The 16,332-nt window shown below is 64.6% G+C and carries 18 protein-coding genes; 12 read left to right on the top strand and 6 right to left on the bottom strand.

The genetic code is table 11. The features are described 5' to 3' along the window. The first annotated feature begins 125 nt into the window (after window positions 1-125). Complete coding sequence (locus Q5H94_RS19990; RefSeq protein ID WP_304563027.1) at window positions 126-359, top strand: hypothetical protein; 234 nt, start codon at window positions 126-128, stop codon at window positions 357-359. Here the strand turns inward: Q5H94_RS19990 and Q5H94_RS19995 are convergent, their stop codons facing one another. Continuing rightward, a complete protein-coding gene (locus Q5H94_RS19995; RefSeq protein ID WP_304563028.1) occupies window positions 360-3,200 on the bottom strand; it encodes a glycosyl hydrolase in 2,841 nt (946 codons plus the stop codon). A 282-nt stretch (window positions 3,201-3,482) separates the two neighbouring features. Next, window positions 3,483-4,622, bottom strand: coding sequence for an acyltransferase family protein (locus Q5H94_RS20000; protein ID WP_304563029.1), 1,140 nt, complete (start codon window positions 4,620-4,622; stop codon window positions 3,483-3,485). A gap of 388 nt (window positions 4,623-5,010) precedes the next feature. Here Q5H94_RS20000 and Q5H94_RS20005 point away from each other — a divergent pair, with 388 nt between their 5' ends. From Q5H94_RS20005 to Q5H94_RS20025, 5 genes are all read left to right on the top strand, one after another. Continuing rightward, the gene (locus Q5H94_RS20005; protein WP_304563030.1) at window positions 5,011-5,985 is read left to right on the top strand and encodes a UDP-glucuronic acid decarboxylase family protein; all 975 of its coding nucleotides are present in this window, start codon (window positions 5,011-5,013) and stop codon (window positions 5,983-5,985) included. A gap of 57 nt (window positions 5,986-6,042) precedes the next feature. Then, entirely contained in the window at window positions 6,043-7,098 is a 1,056-nt protein-coding gene (locus Q5H94_RS20010; protein WP_304563031.1) for a glycosyltransferase family 2 protein, read from the top strand. Window positions 7,099-7,229: 131 nt separating this feature from the next. After that, window positions 7,230-8,285 (top strand): 4-hydroxyphenylpyruvate dioxygenase, encoded by a 1,056-nt coding sequence (hppD, locus tag Q5H94_RS20015; RefSeq protein ID WP_304563032.1) that lies wholly within the window; start codon window positions 7,230-7,232, stop codon window positions 8,283-8,285. Between the two features lie 145 nt (window positions 8,286-8,430). Beyond that, window positions 8,431-9,714, top strand: coding sequence for a homogentisate 1,2-dioxygenase (gene hmgA / locus Q5H94_RS20020; protein WP_304563033.1), 1,284 nt, complete (start codon window positions 8,431-8,433; stop codon window positions 9,712-9,714). Between the two features lie 31 nt (window positions 9,715-9,745). Beyond that, the gene (locus Q5H94_RS20025) at window positions 9,746-10,201 is read left to right on the top strand and encodes a MarR family winged helix-turn-helix transcriptional regulator (RefSeq protein ID WP_304563034.1); all 456 of its coding nucleotides are present in this window, start codon (window positions 9,746-9,748) and stop codon (window positions 10,199-10,201) included. A 40-nt stretch (window positions 10,202-10,241) separates the two neighbouring features. Here the strand turns inward: Q5H94_RS20025 and Q5H94_RS20030 are convergent, their stop codons facing one another. Beyond that, a complete protein-coding gene (locus Q5H94_RS20030; protein ID WP_304563035.1) occupies window positions 10,242-10,847 on the bottom strand; it encodes an HAD family hydrolase in 606 nt (201 codons plus the stop codon). An 11-nt stretch (window positions 10,848-10,858) separates the two neighbouring features. Next, the gene (gene ykgO / locus Q5H94_RS20035) at window positions 10,859-10,984 is read right to left on the bottom strand and encodes a type B 50S ribosomal protein L36 (RefSeq protein ID WP_069205031.1); all 126 of its coding nucleotides are present in this window, start codon (window positions 10,982-10,984) and stop codon (window positions 10,859-10,861) included. Between the two features lie 187 nt (window positions 10,985-11,171). Here ykgO and Q5H94_RS20040 point away from each other — a divergent pair, with 187 nt between their 5' ends. From Q5H94_RS20040 to Q5H94_RS20055, 4 genes are read left to right on the top strand one after another with little or no spacing between them, the layout of a single operon-like run. Beyond that, window positions 11,172-11,801 (top strand): DUF4136 domain-containing protein, encoded by a 630-nt coding sequence (locus tag Q5H94_RS20040; RefSeq protein WP_304563036.1) that lies wholly within the window; start codon window positions 11,172-11,174, stop codon window positions 11,799-11,801. Next, entirely contained in the window at window positions 11,798-12,916 is a 1,119-nt protein-coding gene (locus tag Q5H94_RS20045) for a M14 family metallopeptidase (protein ID WP_304563037.1), read from the top strand. The genes Q5H94_RS20040 and Q5H94_RS20045 overlap by 4 nt, the downstream gene beginning before the upstream one ends. 36 nt (window positions 12,917-12,952) lie before the next feature. Continuing rightward, complete coding sequence (locus Q5H94_RS20050) at window positions 12,953-13,222, top strand: hypothetical protein (RefSeq protein ID WP_304563038.1); 270 nt, start codon at window positions 12,953-12,955, stop codon at window positions 13,220-13,222. A gap of 6 nt (window positions 13,223-13,228) precedes the next feature. Next, entirely contained in the window at window positions 13,229-13,555 is a 327-nt protein-coding gene (locus tag Q5H94_RS20055) for a YdeI/OmpD-associated family protein (protein ID WP_304563039.1), read from the top strand. Between the two features lie 12 nt (window positions 13,556-13,567). Here Q5H94_RS20055 and Q5H94_RS20060 read toward each other — a convergent pair whose 3' ends face one another. Continuing rightward, on the bottom strand, window positions 13,568-14,290 hold the full coding sequence (locus Q5H94_RS20060; protein WP_304563040.1) for a dienelactone hydrolase family protein: 723 nt from the start codon (window positions 14,288-14,290) through the stop codon (window positions 13,568-13,570). Between the two features lie 107 nt (window positions 14,291-14,397). Between Q5H94_RS20060 and gpmA the strand changes: the two genes are divergently transcribed. Continuing rightward, window positions 14,398-15,084 (top strand): 2,3-diphosphoglycerate-dependent phosphoglycerate mutase, encoded by a 687-nt coding sequence (gpmA, locus tag Q5H94_RS20065; RefSeq protein WP_304563041.1) that lies wholly within the window; start codon window positions 14,398-14,400, stop codon window positions 15,082-15,084. 275 nt (window positions 15,085-15,359) lie between these two features. Then, a complete protein-coding gene (locus Q5H94_RS20070; protein WP_304563042.1) occupies window positions 15,360-15,710 on the top strand; it encodes a hypothetical protein in 351 nt (116 codons plus the stop codon). 3 nt (window positions 15,711-15,713) lie between these two features. Here the strand turns inward: Q5H94_RS20070 and Q5H94_RS20075 are convergent, their stop codons facing one another. After that, a complete protein-coding gene (locus Q5H94_RS20075) occupies window positions 15,714-16,331 on the bottom strand; it encodes a response regulator transcription factor (protein ID WP_304563043.1) in 618 nt (205 codons plus the stop codon). Between the last annotated feature and the right edge of the window lies 1 nt (window position 16,332).

Consider the following 16,332-nt stretch of genomic DNA (forward strand, 5'->3'; position numbering starts at 1 on the left):
ACCGGCCTTTCCTCCCTCCTGTCACACGGGAACATCCGTCCGTTGCCACGCATTACTTCAGTTCTCGTAAAGCGGCCCCGCCGGGGCGGGCGCGAGCAAGGACGACCCTGCCTGGAGAGGATCGGGTGAAGCACAATGCAAGATCCGGCGCGGCGAGCATGGCGCGGCTGCGCGAACTGGCACGGGAGCGCGCCGCAACGCCCGCCCCCGTACGCGGACCAGCCGAACAGCGCGGCGCCGCGACCGGCGACATGGTCCGCCCGCACCCCGACCTGAACCTACCGGCGCTGGCGTTCTCGGCGATCGTCAGCCTCATCCTGTGGTCGCTGATCGTCGAACTGATCGTCGCGATCGCCTGATCACCCGAAATGGTATCCGGTCACGTCGCCCTGCAGGTGTGACGGGTCCACGCCGAGCAGCTTGATGCTGTTCGATCCGTCGAGCTGGATCAACGTGTCGCGCCCGTCGTAGCTGACCACCGGCATGCGCCCGGCGGCGAGCCAATAGGACAGATCGAGCGAATCCGCCCCGCCCACGCCGAAATCGGTGATCGTGTCGCGACCGCTCGATGCACCGAACACGAAGCGATCCGCCCCGCCGCCGCCGGTCAACGTGTCGGCGCCCCACGATCCGTCGATGACATTGGCCAGCGCGTTGCCGACGATGACGTTGTCGAGCCCATTGCCGGTCGCGCGCACGGCGTTGCCGGTCAGCGTGAGCGCCTCGAAATTGTTGCCCAGCGTCAGATCGATCGAGCTGTAGACGCGGTCGTAACCGGCGTTGCTCCACTCGACGATGACGTCGCCGATATTGTCGACATAATAGGTGTCGTCGCCCGCACCGCCGTCCATCTTGTCGGCGCCGGTGCCGCCATCGAGAATGTCGTTGCCGTTGCCCGCGGTCAGCGTGTCGTTGCCGTCCATGCCGTACAGCGTGTCGTTGCCATCGCCGCCCTGCAGCCAGTTGACGCCGCTGTTGCCGGTGATGACGTTATCGAGCGCGTTGCCGGTGCCGTTGACCGAATAGGTGCCGGTGAGCACCAGATTCTCGACATTGGCACCCAGCGTGTAGGCATGGCCGGTCATCACCGTATCGATGCCGGCATTGGCCTGCTCGATCACCACGTCGGCCGTCGCATCGAGGATGTAGGTGTCGTTGCCGGCACCGCCCTCGAGGATGTCGGCACCATAGCCGCCGTCGAGCACATTGTTGCCGGCATTGCCGACGATATGGTTGTTGAGGCCGTTGCCCGTCGCGTTGATGTTCGCAATTCCGGTCAGCGTCAGGTTCTCGAGATTGTTGGTCAGCGTGTAGCTGATGCTGGAGATGACGCTGTCGTTGCCGGCATTGGCCCATTCGGTGACCACGTCGCCGGCGTTATCGACATAGTAGGTGTCGTCGCCGAGGCCGCCGAGCATCGTGTCCGCGCCCTGGCCGCCATTGATGACGTTGTTGCCCTCATTGCCGGTGATCGTGTTGTCGCCGGCGCTGCCGGTGCCGTTGATGTCGCCAGCGCCCATTGCCAGCACGAGCTTCTCGACGTTGATCGGCAGTGCATAGGACACGGTCGAGATCACCGTGTCGGTGCCACCCAGGCCGAAATTATACCATTCGATCACCTGATCGGCGGCATTGTCGACATAATAGGTGTCGTCGCCATTGCCGCCGTCGAGCCGATCGATGCCGGTGCCGCCGTCGAGAATGTCGTTGCCGTCCCCGCCAGCGAGGCGGTCGTTGCCGGCCATGCCGTAGAGCTTGTCGTTACCGCTCCCGCCCGCGAGGTTGTTGTTCAGCGCGTTGCCGGTGATGACATTGTCGAGCGCGTTGCCGTGGCCACTCAACGCCTTGCCGATCAGCGTCAGATTCTCGAGATTGGCGCCGAGCGTGTAGTCGATGGTCGATTCAACCGTATCGGTCCCCTCGCCCGCATATTCGACGATCGTATCGCCCGCATCGACGTTGCGATACGTGTCGTCGCCAGTGCCGCCGTACAGCAGGTCGCGACCGCCACCGCCATCGAGCACGTCATTGCCGCCCTCGCCGCGCAGGACGTTGTTGCCGCCGTTGCCGTAGAGGACATTGTCGATCGAGTTGCCGGTGCCGTTGAGCGATCCGGTGCCCGTCAGCCGCAGCACCTCGACCAGCGACGGCAGGGTATAGCTCACGCTCGCCTCGACCGTGTCGGTGCCGGAGTTGAAATATTCGGTGATGGTGTCGTTTGCGCTGTCGACGACATAGGTATCGTCGCCGCGCCCACCGTACATATGGTCGCTTGCCGTACCGCCATCGAGCCGGTCGGCACCGTCGGTGCCGATCACCGTTCCCGGCGTGCCGGCAATGGCCTTGGGCACGACGATCGCCGTGTCGTTGTCGGGGCCGGTGAACAGCGATTTGAACATATCGCCGACACCGGGATACTGGCCGCCGCTGAGCATGCCGGTATAGGCCGAGTTCGAGTTCCAGTAATTCTGGAACAACATCCCGTGATCCTCGAACCACTTGGCGGCGAGTTCCACGAAGGGCGCGGCGTTGGGCGTGTTGACGCCCCATTCGGAGATCGCGGTCGGCTTCTGGTGGAGCGCGGCGAAATCCTGCTGCCATTGCAGGCCGTAGCTCATGGTCACGAACTTCTGGAACGCCGCGACCGGATCGGTGCCCTGATATTGGGTGTTGTAGTAGAAATCCATGCCGATCACGTCGACATACTTGTCGCCCGGATAGGCGAGCTCGGGATTGACGCCGAAATTGCCCGCGTTCGGATTCCATTCGAACACGAACTTGTCGGAGACCGAGCGAAAGACGTCGACGACGTGGCGGAAAGCAGCCGCATACGTCTCGGGCTGGCCGATCGCCGACCAAGGGAACCAACTGGCGTTGAATTCCCAGCCGAGCCGGATGTAGATCTGGTCGTCGGTGGTCAGGTTCGCGGCGAATTGCTTGGCGATGGCAAGATACTGTGCGTCGTAATCGCCGGCGACCGCGTTGCTCAGCGTCGCGCCCTGGACGATCAGCGGCACCGACCAGATGTGGTCGACATTCTGGCCCTTGAAGACGTTGTAGACGTAGTTGAGCGAGCTTTTCAGCGCATCCCAATTGCTGTTGTTGCCGAACACGGTGATGTTGCGGAGATCCTCTCCGAGCCAGCTTCGCGCGTTGGTAAGCTCGGCAACTGTGTTGCCGACAAACAAAGATGTTTTCACGTTTCTCGCCCCACAATATAAAGGCAAGGGTGTATCGAAACACTTTTATCGCAGTTCGATCCGCCCCCGGACAATCGAACTTTTATCTTTGTTGCGACTATAAACCCTCAATCGATGAAGTTAAACCACATTTACTACAATGTTGCAGGATATATACTTCGATAAAATACCTATAGAGTGCGAATAGCCTCCGTATAAATACTATATTGCAGACGAAACGAAAAACCGGCCGCGCGCATAAGCACACGACCGGCCTTTTCGGAATCGACGGTTCGCAGACGGTCAGCGCAGCGCGGTGCGGGTCCGTGCAGGCTGGAAGATCGCCGGGATCGGCACCGCGGCGAGCGCCGTCATACCACGCATCACGCCACGACGCGCGAGCGGTTCGGTATGTTCGGCCACCAGGTACGAAAGCAGCATCACTGCCACCAGCCCCGCCACCAGCGCCATGCCGGGCGCCACACCGCTCGCGAGCAATGTGCCCGTGATCAGCGTGCCGAACGGCTGGTGCAGCAGATACAGCGGGAAGGTGATGAGCCCGAGCGTGCGTATGGTGCGCGCGTGCGCACCGAGCACGCGGTTGATCGGCCCGTTGGCGGCGATCGACACGATCAGCGCCCCCATCGCCACGACCCAGATGGCGGCGGCCGTGAGCGGTGCGGCCTCGTAATTGGCCCAGGCGGCGGCGCGATAGGCCTCGGCCACCACTTGCAGCGTGCCGGCGGCGAACATCAGCGTCGCCATGACGACACGGAGCCGCGTAACGCCGCGCACCGCGATCAGCCACATCAGCACGCCGAGCGCAAAGAAGCAGCCATGTTCGAGCAGCAGGAACCGCCCGACGCGGATCAGGCCGAGCGACACGAGCTGGTGCAGCACACCGGGAACGCCGGGCGCCATCGTCACCCAATAGGCGACCCAACCGAGCGCGCTGGCACTGCCGATACCGATCGCGAGCCATTCGAGCTTGTCGATACGGCGGAAGCGGATCAGCATGAAGATCGTGGCGTAGAAGATCACCTCGATTGGCAGCGTCCAGAACGTCTCCGTCACCCACGGGCCGGTGGGCCAGAAGGCGAGCGACATCAGATAGGCACGAATCGTCTCGCCGAGGCCGTCGCCGCTCAGCAGCATGACGGGGACGATCGCCGTCGCGCAGACCGCGACACCGGGCACGAGCCGCGCGACGCGGCTTTCCAGGAACGCGCCGGGCGTGCGGCCGAAGGCGGTGTAGGCGATCACGAAGCCGCTGATCACGAAGAAGATCTGCACGCCGATCCAGCCGGTGTTGAAGAACGGCGTCAGGCCCTCATAGACATTGAAATGCGCCATCAGCGGATTGGCCTGCATCTCCGGCCCGACGCGATTGTAGAAGGCAAGATGATACAGCGCCACGAACGCCGCCGCGAAAAATCTCAGCAAATCTATGCCGAGTATTTGTTTGGATCCGGTTTTTCCGTTACTGCTAGCGAGACTACTCATCGCTGATCCCCTTATCTAAGCGGCGGCATGGGTGACGCCTGGTCGTTGGAACGCCGATTCACGATTTTGCGTGCGTTCACACCCTTCAAGTATTGCGCGCAGCATCGTCTCATGCGCGAGTCCGAAGGGTCGCGGCGGAGGCTGCCAGCTATTGGGCGCTGTGCCAAGATGGTACGCATTGTGCCGGCGCGGGACGATAGGGGCACCGGACCTCGCCAGGCCGCGTCAGGCCCGCACCGGCCATATGCGCCGTTGACACTATTCCGGTCCTCTCCCAAACCGCGCTCGCCCCGGCCGGTCCTCGGCTTACAGAAGGTATAATTCCCGCATGTCTGGCGACGACAAGGATCTCTTCCGCAAGCGTATTCTCGTGACCGGGGGCGCGGGCTTCCTCGGCTCGCACCTGTGCGAGCGGCTGCTCGACGCGGGCCAGGAAGTGCTGTGCGTCGACAATTACTACACCGGCCGCCGCTCCAATATCGAGCATCTGCTCGGCAATCCGCGCTTCGAGGCGCTGCGCCACGACATCACCTCGCCGCTGGTGGTCGAGGTGGACGAGATCTACAACCTCGCCTGCCCCGCCTCGCCGGTGCATTATCAGTTCGATCCGGTGCAGACGCTCAAGACCTGCGTCCACGGCTCGATCAACATGCTCGGCCTTGCCAAGCGCGTGAAGGCGAAAATCTTCCAGGCCTCGACCAGCGAAGTCTACGGCGATCCGCTCGTCCACCCACAGCCCGAAAGCTATTGGGGCCATGTCAACACGATCGGCATCCGTTCGTGCTACGACGAGGGCAAGCGCGCGGCGGAGACTTTGTTCTTCGACTATCACCGCCAGCACGGCGTCGACATCCGCGTGGTGCGCATCTTCAACACCTATGGCCCGCGCATGCACCCGAAGGACGGCCGCGTCGTCTCCAACGTCGTCATCCAGGCGCTGAAGGGCGAGGATATCAGCATCTACGGCGACGGCTCGCAGACGCGCTCCTTCTGCTATGTCGACGATCTGATCGACGGCTTCCTCTCGCTGATGAATCAGGACAAGACGATCGGCCCCGTCAACATCGGCAACCCGAACGAGTTCACGATCAAGCAGTTGGCGGAACTGGCGATCGAGCTGACCGGCTCCAAGTCGAAGCTCACCTATCAGCCGCTGCCGCAGGACGACCCCAAGCAGCGCCAGCCCGATATCACGCGCGCCCGCGAGGATCTCGGCTGGGAGCCCAAGATCCAGCTCCGCGAGGGCCTCGGCAAGACGATCGCCTATTTCGACCGGCTGCTGACCGAGCGCATCGCGGTCTGAGCCGGGACGTTCCCCGCGTAACGCCTTTTTAGGCGCCGCGCCCGCATAAGTCGCGGCATGGCAACGCCCCCCACGATCAGCGTCCTGATGGCGATCTACAACGGCGCGTCGCTCGTGCCGGAGACGATCGCTTCGTTGCAGGCGCAGACCTTCACCGACTGGGAGCTGATCGTCGTCGACGATTGCTCCGCCGACGACAGCATCGCGGTGGTGGAAGCGATCGGTGACTCCCGCATCCGCGTGACCCGGCAGGCGGAGAATGGCGGCGTCGTCCTCGCCCGCAACGCCGCCTTCGCGCAGGCACGCGGGCGCTATATCGCCGCGCTCGACCATGACGACCTCTGCAAGCCGACGCGCTTCGCCAAGCAGGTCGCCTATCTCGACACGAACCCGGAGACGGTGCTGCTCGGCACCGCCGCCGATATCCTCGACGACGGCGCGATCCTGCCGCCGACGCTCGCGCCCGTCACCACGCCGAGCGTGATCGAATGGCTGCTCAAGATCGAGAATCCGCTCGTCTGGTCCTCGGTGATGATGCGCGCCGATGCCGCCCGCGCGATGGGCGTGTTCATGCGGCCCGAGCTGATCTGCGCGGAGGACTACGACCTCTACCACCGCATCGCCCGCCACGGCACGATCGCGCGGCTCGACGAGGAGCTGATGACCTATCGCCGCGTGCGCGGCAGCCTGTCCCAGAGCCGTGCCGACGAGGTCCGCGCCTGCGCGATCCGCGTGCTGGCCGACGCGCACCGCCCCGATTTCGGCGATGCGGCCGACGAGATGGCTGAGCTCGTCACGCTCTACATCATGCGCCAGCAGCCGATCCCCGACCGCGCGACGCTGCAACGGCTCGGCGAGACGCTGGTGAAGCTGCAGACGCATTTCATCGAGACGCGCCGACCCGATGCGCTCAGCCGCAAGCTGCTGCGCTGGGAAACCGCCCGCCGCTGGGCGCGGGTGGGGCGGATCGGGTTGCGGACGGGAGCGCTGGGGCTGATCGAGACGGCAAGTGTGCGGCCCGATCACCTCGGGCTGGGATACGCGAGCTTCGACGAGCTGATCCTGTCGCGGATCGTCGGGGGGATGCGCAATACCGTGCGGCGGGTCGCTTGATCGTCGCCCCGGCGGAGGCCGGGGCCGCTGTGTTTATGGCAAACCATTGGCTAAAACTCGGCGGACCCGGCATCCGCCGGGGCGACGGTATGGCTTTGACACGCTTCCACCAAATCCCTACATAGTATCATATGAAACAGGATACCGCGCCCGCTTCGAACCCCAACCCGCTCGGCCTCAACGGCTTCGAGTTCGTCGAATTCACCTCGCCCGATCCCGAGGGCATGGGGAAGCAGCTTGAACAGCTCGGCTTTACGGCGACGCATCGCCACCCGACCAAGAACGTGACCCGCTACAAGCAGGGCCGCATCAACATGATGATCAATCGCGACGAGGCTGGCCGCGTCGCCGCCTTCCGCGGTGAGCACGGCCCCTCGGCATCCGCTATGGCGTTCCGCGTCGCCGACCCGGCCAAGGCGATGGAATGGGCGCTCGCCAACGGCGCCAAGCCCACGGAAGAGGACGATACCGTCATTCAGGGGATCGGCGGCTCCTACCTCTATTTCATTCAGGACGGCATCGATCTCTACGCCGACTGGGCCGAGTTTCCCGGATGGCGCGAGAGGGAGGCGGCGAACAGCGTCGGCCTCGACCTGCTCGATCACCTCACCCACAACGTCCGGCGCGGGCAGATGCGGGTGTGGAGCGAATTCTACCGCACGTTGTTCGGTTTCGAGGAGCAGAAGTTCTTCGACATCAAGGGCCAGGCGACCGGCCTGTTCAGCCAGGCGATGATCGCGCCCGATCATGCCATCCGCATCCCGCTCAACGAGAGCCAGGACGACACGAGCCAGATCGAGGAATTCATCCGCGAATATAATGGCGAAGGCATCCAGCACCTCGCGCTGACCACCGACGACATCTTCGCGACGATCGAGACGCTGCGGTCACGCGGCGTGAAACTGCAGGATACGATCGACACCTATTACGAACTGGTCGACACGCGCGTGCCCGGCCACGGCGAGGATCTCGACCGGCTGAAGAAGAACAAGATCCTCATCGACGGCGACGTCGAGCGCGAAGGCATTCTGCTGCAGATCTTCACCGAAAATATGTTCGGCCCGATCTTCTTCGAAATCATCCAGCGCAAGGGCAACGAGGGCTTCGGCAACGGCAATTTCCAGGCGCTGTACGAGTCGATCGAGCTGGACCAGATTCGCCGGGGTGTGGTGACGGTTGAGAAGTGACCGCGCTGCACCTCAATCCGTCATCCCGGACTTGTTCCGGGATCCATGGTGCCGCAAACGTGCCGGCAAGAGGCTCTTGCGATGCGCTCGCGGAGCCTTGGACCCCGGAACAAGTCCGGGGTGACGTTGGGAGGAAGGCGCGGCCGTGACCCAATATCAGACCGGCTTCGGCAACCATTTCTCGACAGAGGCCGTACCCGGCGCGCTCCCCGTTGGCCGCAACTCGCCGCAGCGCCCCGCCTTCGGCCTCTACGCCGAACAACTCTCGGGCACCGCCTTCACCGCGCCGCGCCATGAAAACCGGCGTTCTTGGCTCTACCGCCTGCGACCGAGCGCCGAGCATCCGCCCTACACCCGCTACGAGGGCGCAAAGCTGTTCGCCCCCGGCACCGACACGGCGCCCCTCGCCCCCAATCGCCTGCGCTGGTCGCCGATTGCCGACCCCACCGCACCCACCGATCTGATCGACGGCATCACGACGATGCTCGCCAACCGCGACCCGGCCGATCTCGAGGGCGTCGCCGTCCACCTCTACGCTGCCAATGCCGACATGACTGCCCGCGCCTTCGTCGATGCCGATGGCGAGTTGCTGTTCATTCCACAGCAGGGCCGCCTGACCCTCCTCACCGAACTCGGCCGTGTCGATATCGCCCCCGGCCAGATCGCGCTGATCCCGCGCGGCGTGCGTTTCCGCGCGCTGCTCCCCGATGGCGCCGCGCGCGGCTATATCGCCGAGAATCACGGCGCCCTTTTCCGCCTGCCCGATCTCGGCCCGATCGGATCGAACAGCCTCGCCTCCCCCCGCGATTTCGAGACGCCCGCTGCCGCCTTCGAGGACATCGACGCTCCCTTCGAACTCGTCCAGAAATCGCTCGGCAGCCTGTGGACGACGACGCTCGATCATTCGCCGCTCGATGTCGTCGCCTGGCACGGCAACCTCGCGCCGTGGCGCTACGATCTCGCGCGCTTCAACACGATCGGCACGGTCAGCTTCGATCATCCCGATCCGTCGATCTTCACCGTCCTGACTTCGCCCAGCGACGTGCCCGGCCGCGCCAATGCCGATTTCGTGATCTTCCCGCCGCGCTGGATGGTGGCGGAGGACACGTTTCGCCCACCCTGGTTCCACCGCAACGTCATGTCGGAAGCGATGGGCCTCATCACCGGCGCGTACGACGCCAAGGCCGATGGCTTCGCGCCGGGCGGCCTCTCGCTGCACAATCTGATGGCCGGGCACGGCCCCGATGTCGCGAGCTGGCAGGCGGCCAGCGATGCCGCACTCGCCCCGCACAAGATCGAGGACACGATGGCATTCATGGTCGAAAGCTGCTGGCCCTATCGCCCGACCGCCTTCGGACTCACGCACGCGCAACAAGATTACGATGCGGCATGGTCGGGCTTTCCGAAAGCGGTACTGCCAAATCCTTGATGTGGCTGAAAATGACATCTAGGCGATTGGTATGTCCAAGACCGCGCTGAAACTCGACGACTTCATTCCCTATCGTCTGTCCTACACGTCGAACCTCGTCAGCGACCGGATCGCGCGGGCGTATCAGGCGCTTTTCGGCCTCACGATCCCCGAATGGCGGCTGATCGCGGTGATCGCGGAAGGCGACGGCATCACGCAGCAGGCAATCGGCGCGAGCACGCGGATGGACAAGGTGACGGTCAGCCGCGCCGCCATCGCGCTGGTCGGACGCGGCCTGATCGATCGGGTGCCCAACACCGGCGACCGTCGCTCGCACCTGCTGCGCCTGACCGAGACGGGGGCGCAGCTCTACCGCCAGGTCGCGCCGAAAGCACTGGAGCTGGAAGCGCGCATCTTCGGCGGTTTCGAGCAGGATCAGGTGCGCAGCTTCCTCAAGATGCTCCGCCGCATCGACAAGGTCGCGCTGGAGATCGAAGGGAAAAAGTGACCACAACAACCCCTCCCCTGAAGGGGAGGGGCTTTTAGAGTCAGAGCAGCCCGTACCCGCTCAACACGCCCCGCAGCTTCGCCGCATCCTCGAACAGCACGCCGCGGATGCCGACGCCATCGGCCGCTTCGACATTGTCGGCGCGGTCGTCGATGAACACCGCATCCCCCGCCGCCACGCCGAAGCGGGCGAGCGCGAGGTGATAGATGGCGGGATCGGGCTTGGCGATCTTCTCGTCGCCGGAGACGACGACATCGCGGAAGCGGTCGAAGATATCGGCCTCCCGGGCGCGGAACGGCCCCCAGAACTCGCCCGAGAAATTGGTGATCGCGTAGAGCGGCACGCTGCGCGCATCGAGCTCGGTGACGATCTCGCGCATCCCCGGCAGCATGTCGCCGAGCTGCTCCGTGAAGCGCGGGCCCCACACGGCGATCAGATCCTCATAGTGAGGATACAAGGCGGCCAGCTCCGCCGACGTCTCCGCGAACGGCCGCCCGGCGTCGTGCTGGAAATGCCATTCTTTCGTCGCGACGTCGCGCAGGAACGCATCGAGCGCCCGATCGTCCGCGATCAGGCGCTCGTAGAGGAACCGGGGGTTCCAATCATACAGGACGTTGCCGACGTCGAAAATGACGACATTCGGCACCGCGCGACTGCTCAGCCCTGGCGGGCCTTGAAGCGGCGGTTGGTCTTGTTGATGATGTACGTGCGTCCACGGCGGCGGATCACGCGGTTGTCGCGATGCCGGTCCTTGAGCGACTTCAGGGAATTGCGGATCTTCATGATCGATTCGCTTCTACGTTTCTGGTGGTTCGGAAAAAGAGGCTGCCGCCTATAGTCGGGGGCCGCCGAAGTCAACCTGGCGAGGCGGAAAATGCGTGCGACGGGCCGCACTCGACACACGGACCCCATTTGCCTGACAAGCGTTTCGGCAGGGTAACAGTCGCTACGGCATATAGGGATTACGGCAATGAAGGCACTCCATGCGCTCGCTCTGGGTTTGACGGCGGCGAGCCTCGCGGGCTGCGAGACGACAGGGGCCAGTGCGCCGACGCAGGTCACGCGCTTCCACCTCGGCGCACCGCTGGAGCGTGGCACGCTGAACGTCGAGCCGATGCCGGGCAATCAGCCGGCAAGCCTGGAGTTCAAGACCTTCGCCGCCGCCGTGCAGACCGAATTGCTCAAGGCCGGCTATGACGCCCCCGCGCCTGGCGCGAAGGAACAGTATCTCGCCGTGGTCGCGCTCCAGCAGGATACGCGCGAGGGCCCGCCGCGCACGTCCGGCCTCACCATCGGCCTCGGCGGCGGCGGCGTCATCGGTGGCGGCGGGGGCTATCGTGGCGGCGGTGGCGGCGTAGGCCTCGGCGGCGGCGTGTCCTTCCCGGTCGGCAAGGTGCGGCACCAGTATTTCACGCTCACCAATCTCTCCGTGACGATCCAGCGGGCGCGCGACAAGACCGTCATCTGGGAAGGCCGCGCGCAGACGGCGACACGCGATCGGGCGCCGGGCGGCACCGCCGCCGAAGTGGCCGCCAAACTCGCCGATGCGATGTTCCGGGGCTTTCCCGGGGAATCTGGCCGCACTATCACGGTGAAATGAGCATCACCGTCAACGCCGCCTTCGATAGCGGCAACATCCGTGTGGTCGGGATCGAGGGCGACACCGTCTCCCTCGAGATCGTCCACGACAAGGACTCAGAATTCTACCAGTGGTTTCACTTCCGCGTCGCGGGTGCGCGCGGGCGGACGCTGACCTTCCGCATCACCAACGCGGCGTCCTCGGCCTATCCGCCGGGCTGGCCCAACTACAAGGTGCGCGCCTCGACCGATCGCGAAGCGTGGCGGATGACGCCCACGCGCTATGCCGGCGGCGTGCTCGAATGGGACTGGACGGGCGAGAGCGACCTGGCGTGGTTCGCCTATTTCGCGCCCTATACGATGGACCGCCACGATGCGCTCGTCGCACGCATGGCGCTCGAACCCGGCGTCAGCCACCGCGAGCTTGGCCGCACGCTCGATGGGCGGGCGATGGATTGCCTCGAACTCGGCACCGGGCCCAAGCACGTCTGGTTCTATGCGCGCCAGCACCCCGGCGAGAGCATGGCGGAATGGTGGGCGGAAGGCGCGCTCGAACGCCTCACCGACACCGCCGACCCGGTGACGCAAGCGTTGCGGGAGAAATGCACCTTCCACATCGTCCCCAACATGAACCCGGACGGGTCGTTCCGCGGGCATCTGCGCACCAACGCGGCGGGCGTGAACCTCAACCGCGAGTGGCACGAGCCCACGCCCGAGCGCAGCCCCGAAGTGCTGTGCGTGCGGAACGCAATGGACGAAACTGGCGTCGCTTTCGCGATGGATGTCCACGGCGACGAATCGATCCCCGCCAATTTCATCGCCGGGTTCGAAGGCATCCCGAACTGGAGCGATGAACAGGGCGAGAAATTCTACGATTTTGGCCGCCGCCTCGCCGCGCATACGCCCGATTTCCAGACCGAGAAGGGATACGGCAAGTCCGCACCCGGCAAGGCGAACCTCACCATGTCCACCAACCAGCTCGCCAATCGCTTCGGCGCGGTCGCGATGACGCTGGAAATGCCCTTCAAGGATCACGATCCCAACCCCGATGCCGAATTCGGCTGGTCGCCGGAGCGGTCGAAGACGCTCGCCCATTCCTGCCTGGACGTGCTGGCCGACATGATCGACTGGATTTGACTCGCCTTCCGCCGCCACCTGTCGTCTAGGCATACGATGGGCGAAATCGAACGCAGCGTGCCCTCCGGGCTGATCGAGCAATGGGCGTATCATCTGCGCCGGGAGCGTGCGCGGGCGGCGGACATGATCTGGCTGATCGAACAGGGCTTCACCATTCACGAAGGCCGCGACGGCGTGCCCACCGCCGACGCCAGCGCGCGCATCGTGCGCGAGCAGCAGGAGATCGTCGACGAGGTGACCGCGCTGCTCGATCAATATGATGCGATCAACCTGCGCGGCAGCGCGTTCGGCGACGCCGTCCGCTAGATCGCTATGGAGCCCGCCGTGCCGGATACGTTTTCACATGGGACCGTTCACGAAGCCGCGGAGGACTTTCAGGCGGCGATCCGATCGGAGCCCGAAGTGCTCGCCCTCTGGGAGAGCCTGACGCCGCTCGGCCGCAACGAGTTCCTATGCTGGGTCGAGGATGCGAAACAGCCCGCGACGCGCAGCCGCCGCATCACGCGCACCCGCGAGGAATTGCTGGAGGGCAAGAAGCGGCCATGCTGCTGGGCGGGCTGCATCCACCGCACCGACAAGGCGCCGAGCCGCTGGCAACAGGCGGTCCTGATCGACGGCAAGAAACAGAAGGGCCGTTAGCCCTCCCCCGGCTCAGACAAACAGCTCAGTCAAAAACCCGCGCATCGCCTGCCAGCTCCGCCGGTCTGCGGCCTCAGCATAGCCGAAACCCTTGCGGCCCGGCGGCATGTCGCGGTCAGTGAAGCCATGGCCGGTATTGCCGTAAGCGTGGATCTGCCAGTCGGCTCCGCCCTCGGTCAGTTCCTCGGCCAGTCCCGTCGTCGCGGCCGGCGGGTTGAGCGGATCGTCCCAGCCGTGGCAGACCAGCACCTTCGGCGCGATCGGCACGACGCTCTGGTAATCGGGCTTGTCGTAGACGCCGTGGAAGCTGACCACGCCCAGCACGTCAAAGCCGCTGCGCGCCATGTCGAGCACGCATCCTCCGCCGAAGCAGAAGCCGATCGCGGCGGTCTTGGCGGGATCGATCCGGTCGAATCCCTTCAACGCGGCGAGCGACGCGGCGAGCCGGTCGCGCAGCAGCGCACGATCGGCCTTCAACGCATTCATATAGACCGCGGCATCCTCGGACTGGCGCGTCGTGCGCTTGCCCTGCCCATAGACGTCGCACGCGAACCCGACATAGCCGAGTGCGGCCAGCGCCTCGGCCTTCTGATTGTCGGCCTCCTTCTGGCCGAGCACATTGGGCACTACCAGCACGCCGGGACGCAGCGTCTGCACCTCGTCCTCATAGGCGATCACGCCCTCGAACGGCCCGCCCGGACCATCGTACACCAGGGTTTGCCGAACGATCGCCATCTCCGTCTCCTCGTCTGCGCGCGAAATGCCATGACGCGCGGACACCGCGCAAGTTGCACGCCCGCGATCCATCGCTAAGGACGGGCGGACAATCCGACGGAGGAATCATGCCCACGCTCGTCCTGATCCGCCACGGCCAGTCGGCCTGGAATCTCGAAAACCGCTTCACCGGCTGGTGGGATGTCGACGTGACGGAGAAAGGCGCGGAGGAAGCGCGCGCGGCGGGGCGGCTGATGGCGGAGAAGGGCCTCGATTTCGACCAGTGCTTCACCTCGCTGCAGACGCGCGCGATCAAGACGCTCAACCTCGCACTCGAGGAAATGAAGCGGCTGTGGCTGCCGGTCGAGAAGGACTGGCGGCTGAACGAACGGCACTACGGCGGCCTGACCGGGCTCGACAAGGCCGAGACGGCGGCGAAGCACGGCGACGAGCAGGTCCATGTCTGGCGCCGCAGCTTCGACATCCCGCCGCCCCCGCTCGAGGCCGGCGGCGAATACGATCTCTCGGCAGACCGCCGCTATGCCGGCATCGCCATCCCCGATACCGAGAGCCTGAAGGACACGATCGCGCGTGTCCTGCCGTACTGGGAAACGCGCATCGCCCCGGCACTGCGCGACGGCGAGCGCGTGCTCATTTCTGCGCATGGCAATTCGCTGCGCGCGCTGGTGAAACACCTCTCGAACATCCCCGACGACGAGATCACCAGCCTCGAGATTCCGACCGGCCAGCCGATCGTCTACGATCTCGACGCGGACCTCAACGCGGTCGAGCGATATTACCTTAGCGAGAGATAAACGCGGCCCTCCGTCCGAACCCGGAGGGTATTCGACCCGAATGGCAGGTCGCCCCGAATCCGCTAGAAAGGCGCCATCCACCAGGTTGGAGCCATTTCGGTGTATCGTCACAACTCAGCCGCGTTCCGTTTGCGGGACACCGGCCCATTTCGGGCAATTGCGAGACCCGTTCCATCGCGTCAAAAGAACGTGTCGCGGCGCACTCGGGGTAAGTGCGTATGGGCCGGGCCGATGCAGCGCGGCATGGTCGATCATCGACAGCTGGAGAGGGGCGCGTGACAGAGATTCCATCCGAACCGCCGCGCGTCGTCGTAATCGCGACGCCCGACAGCAAGCTGCGCTCCAGCTTCGCCGCGCAGCTCGTTCAGCGCGGCGAGAATGTCATATCGGTCATCAACTTCCGCTCGCCGAAGATCAGCGACCGCGCGCGCGCCAACGCGCTGCTCGTCGTCGCGGAAGAGACGCTGCCGGACGGGCCGTGGCTAGAACCCTTACGCGAATACGGCTGGGGCGGGCAGATCCTGGTGATCGGTGCCGAAGGCAGCGACCCGGACGAGACGATGACCGCCGGCGTACACTATTGTAGCCACCCGTTCGACATCCAGGCCTGCCTCGATCTGCTCTGAGCGTTACTCGTTGCCGATCAGCCCTGCGGTAAAGGCCAGCCGCAGCGCTTCGGAAAGGCTGCCGACCTTCAACTTGTCCATCAGGTTCGCGCGGTAGATTTCGACCGTGCGGGGCGAAATTTCCAGGTCGATGGCGATCATCTTGTTCGATCGTCCGTCGATCAACCCGGCCAGCACGTCTTTCTCGCGCGGGCTCAGCAGGTCGATCATCGCCTTGGCCTGCTCGACGCGCGCCTGCAGCCGGCTGTCCTTCTCGAGCCGTGCGAAGGCGAGCTCGATCGCGGCATAGAGGACATCGAACTCGTACGGCTTTTCGATGAAATCGACCACGCCGGATTTCATCGCCGAGATCGCCAGCTGCACGTCGCCGCGCCCGGTCAGCATGATCGTCGCGAACTTGCCCGCCCCCTCGATCGCCTTCAGCACGTCCATCCCGCTGATGCCCGGCATGTGAATGTCGAGCAGCAGCACACCCGGCGACAGATCGTCCTGACTGGCGAGGAATGCATCGCCGGTGCGGAAGCTCTGAATCATGATGTCGGGTAGAATGGACAGCAGGCTGTGAAGCGAAGCACGCACGACATCGTCATCATCAACGATATAGATGCTGCGAACCGTCACC

The organism is Sphingomonas immobilis (genome assembly GCF_030580995.1).
Lineage (GTDB): Bacteria > Pseudomonadota > Alphaproteobacteria > Sphingomonadales > Sphingomonadaceae > Sphingomonas > Sphingomonas immobilis.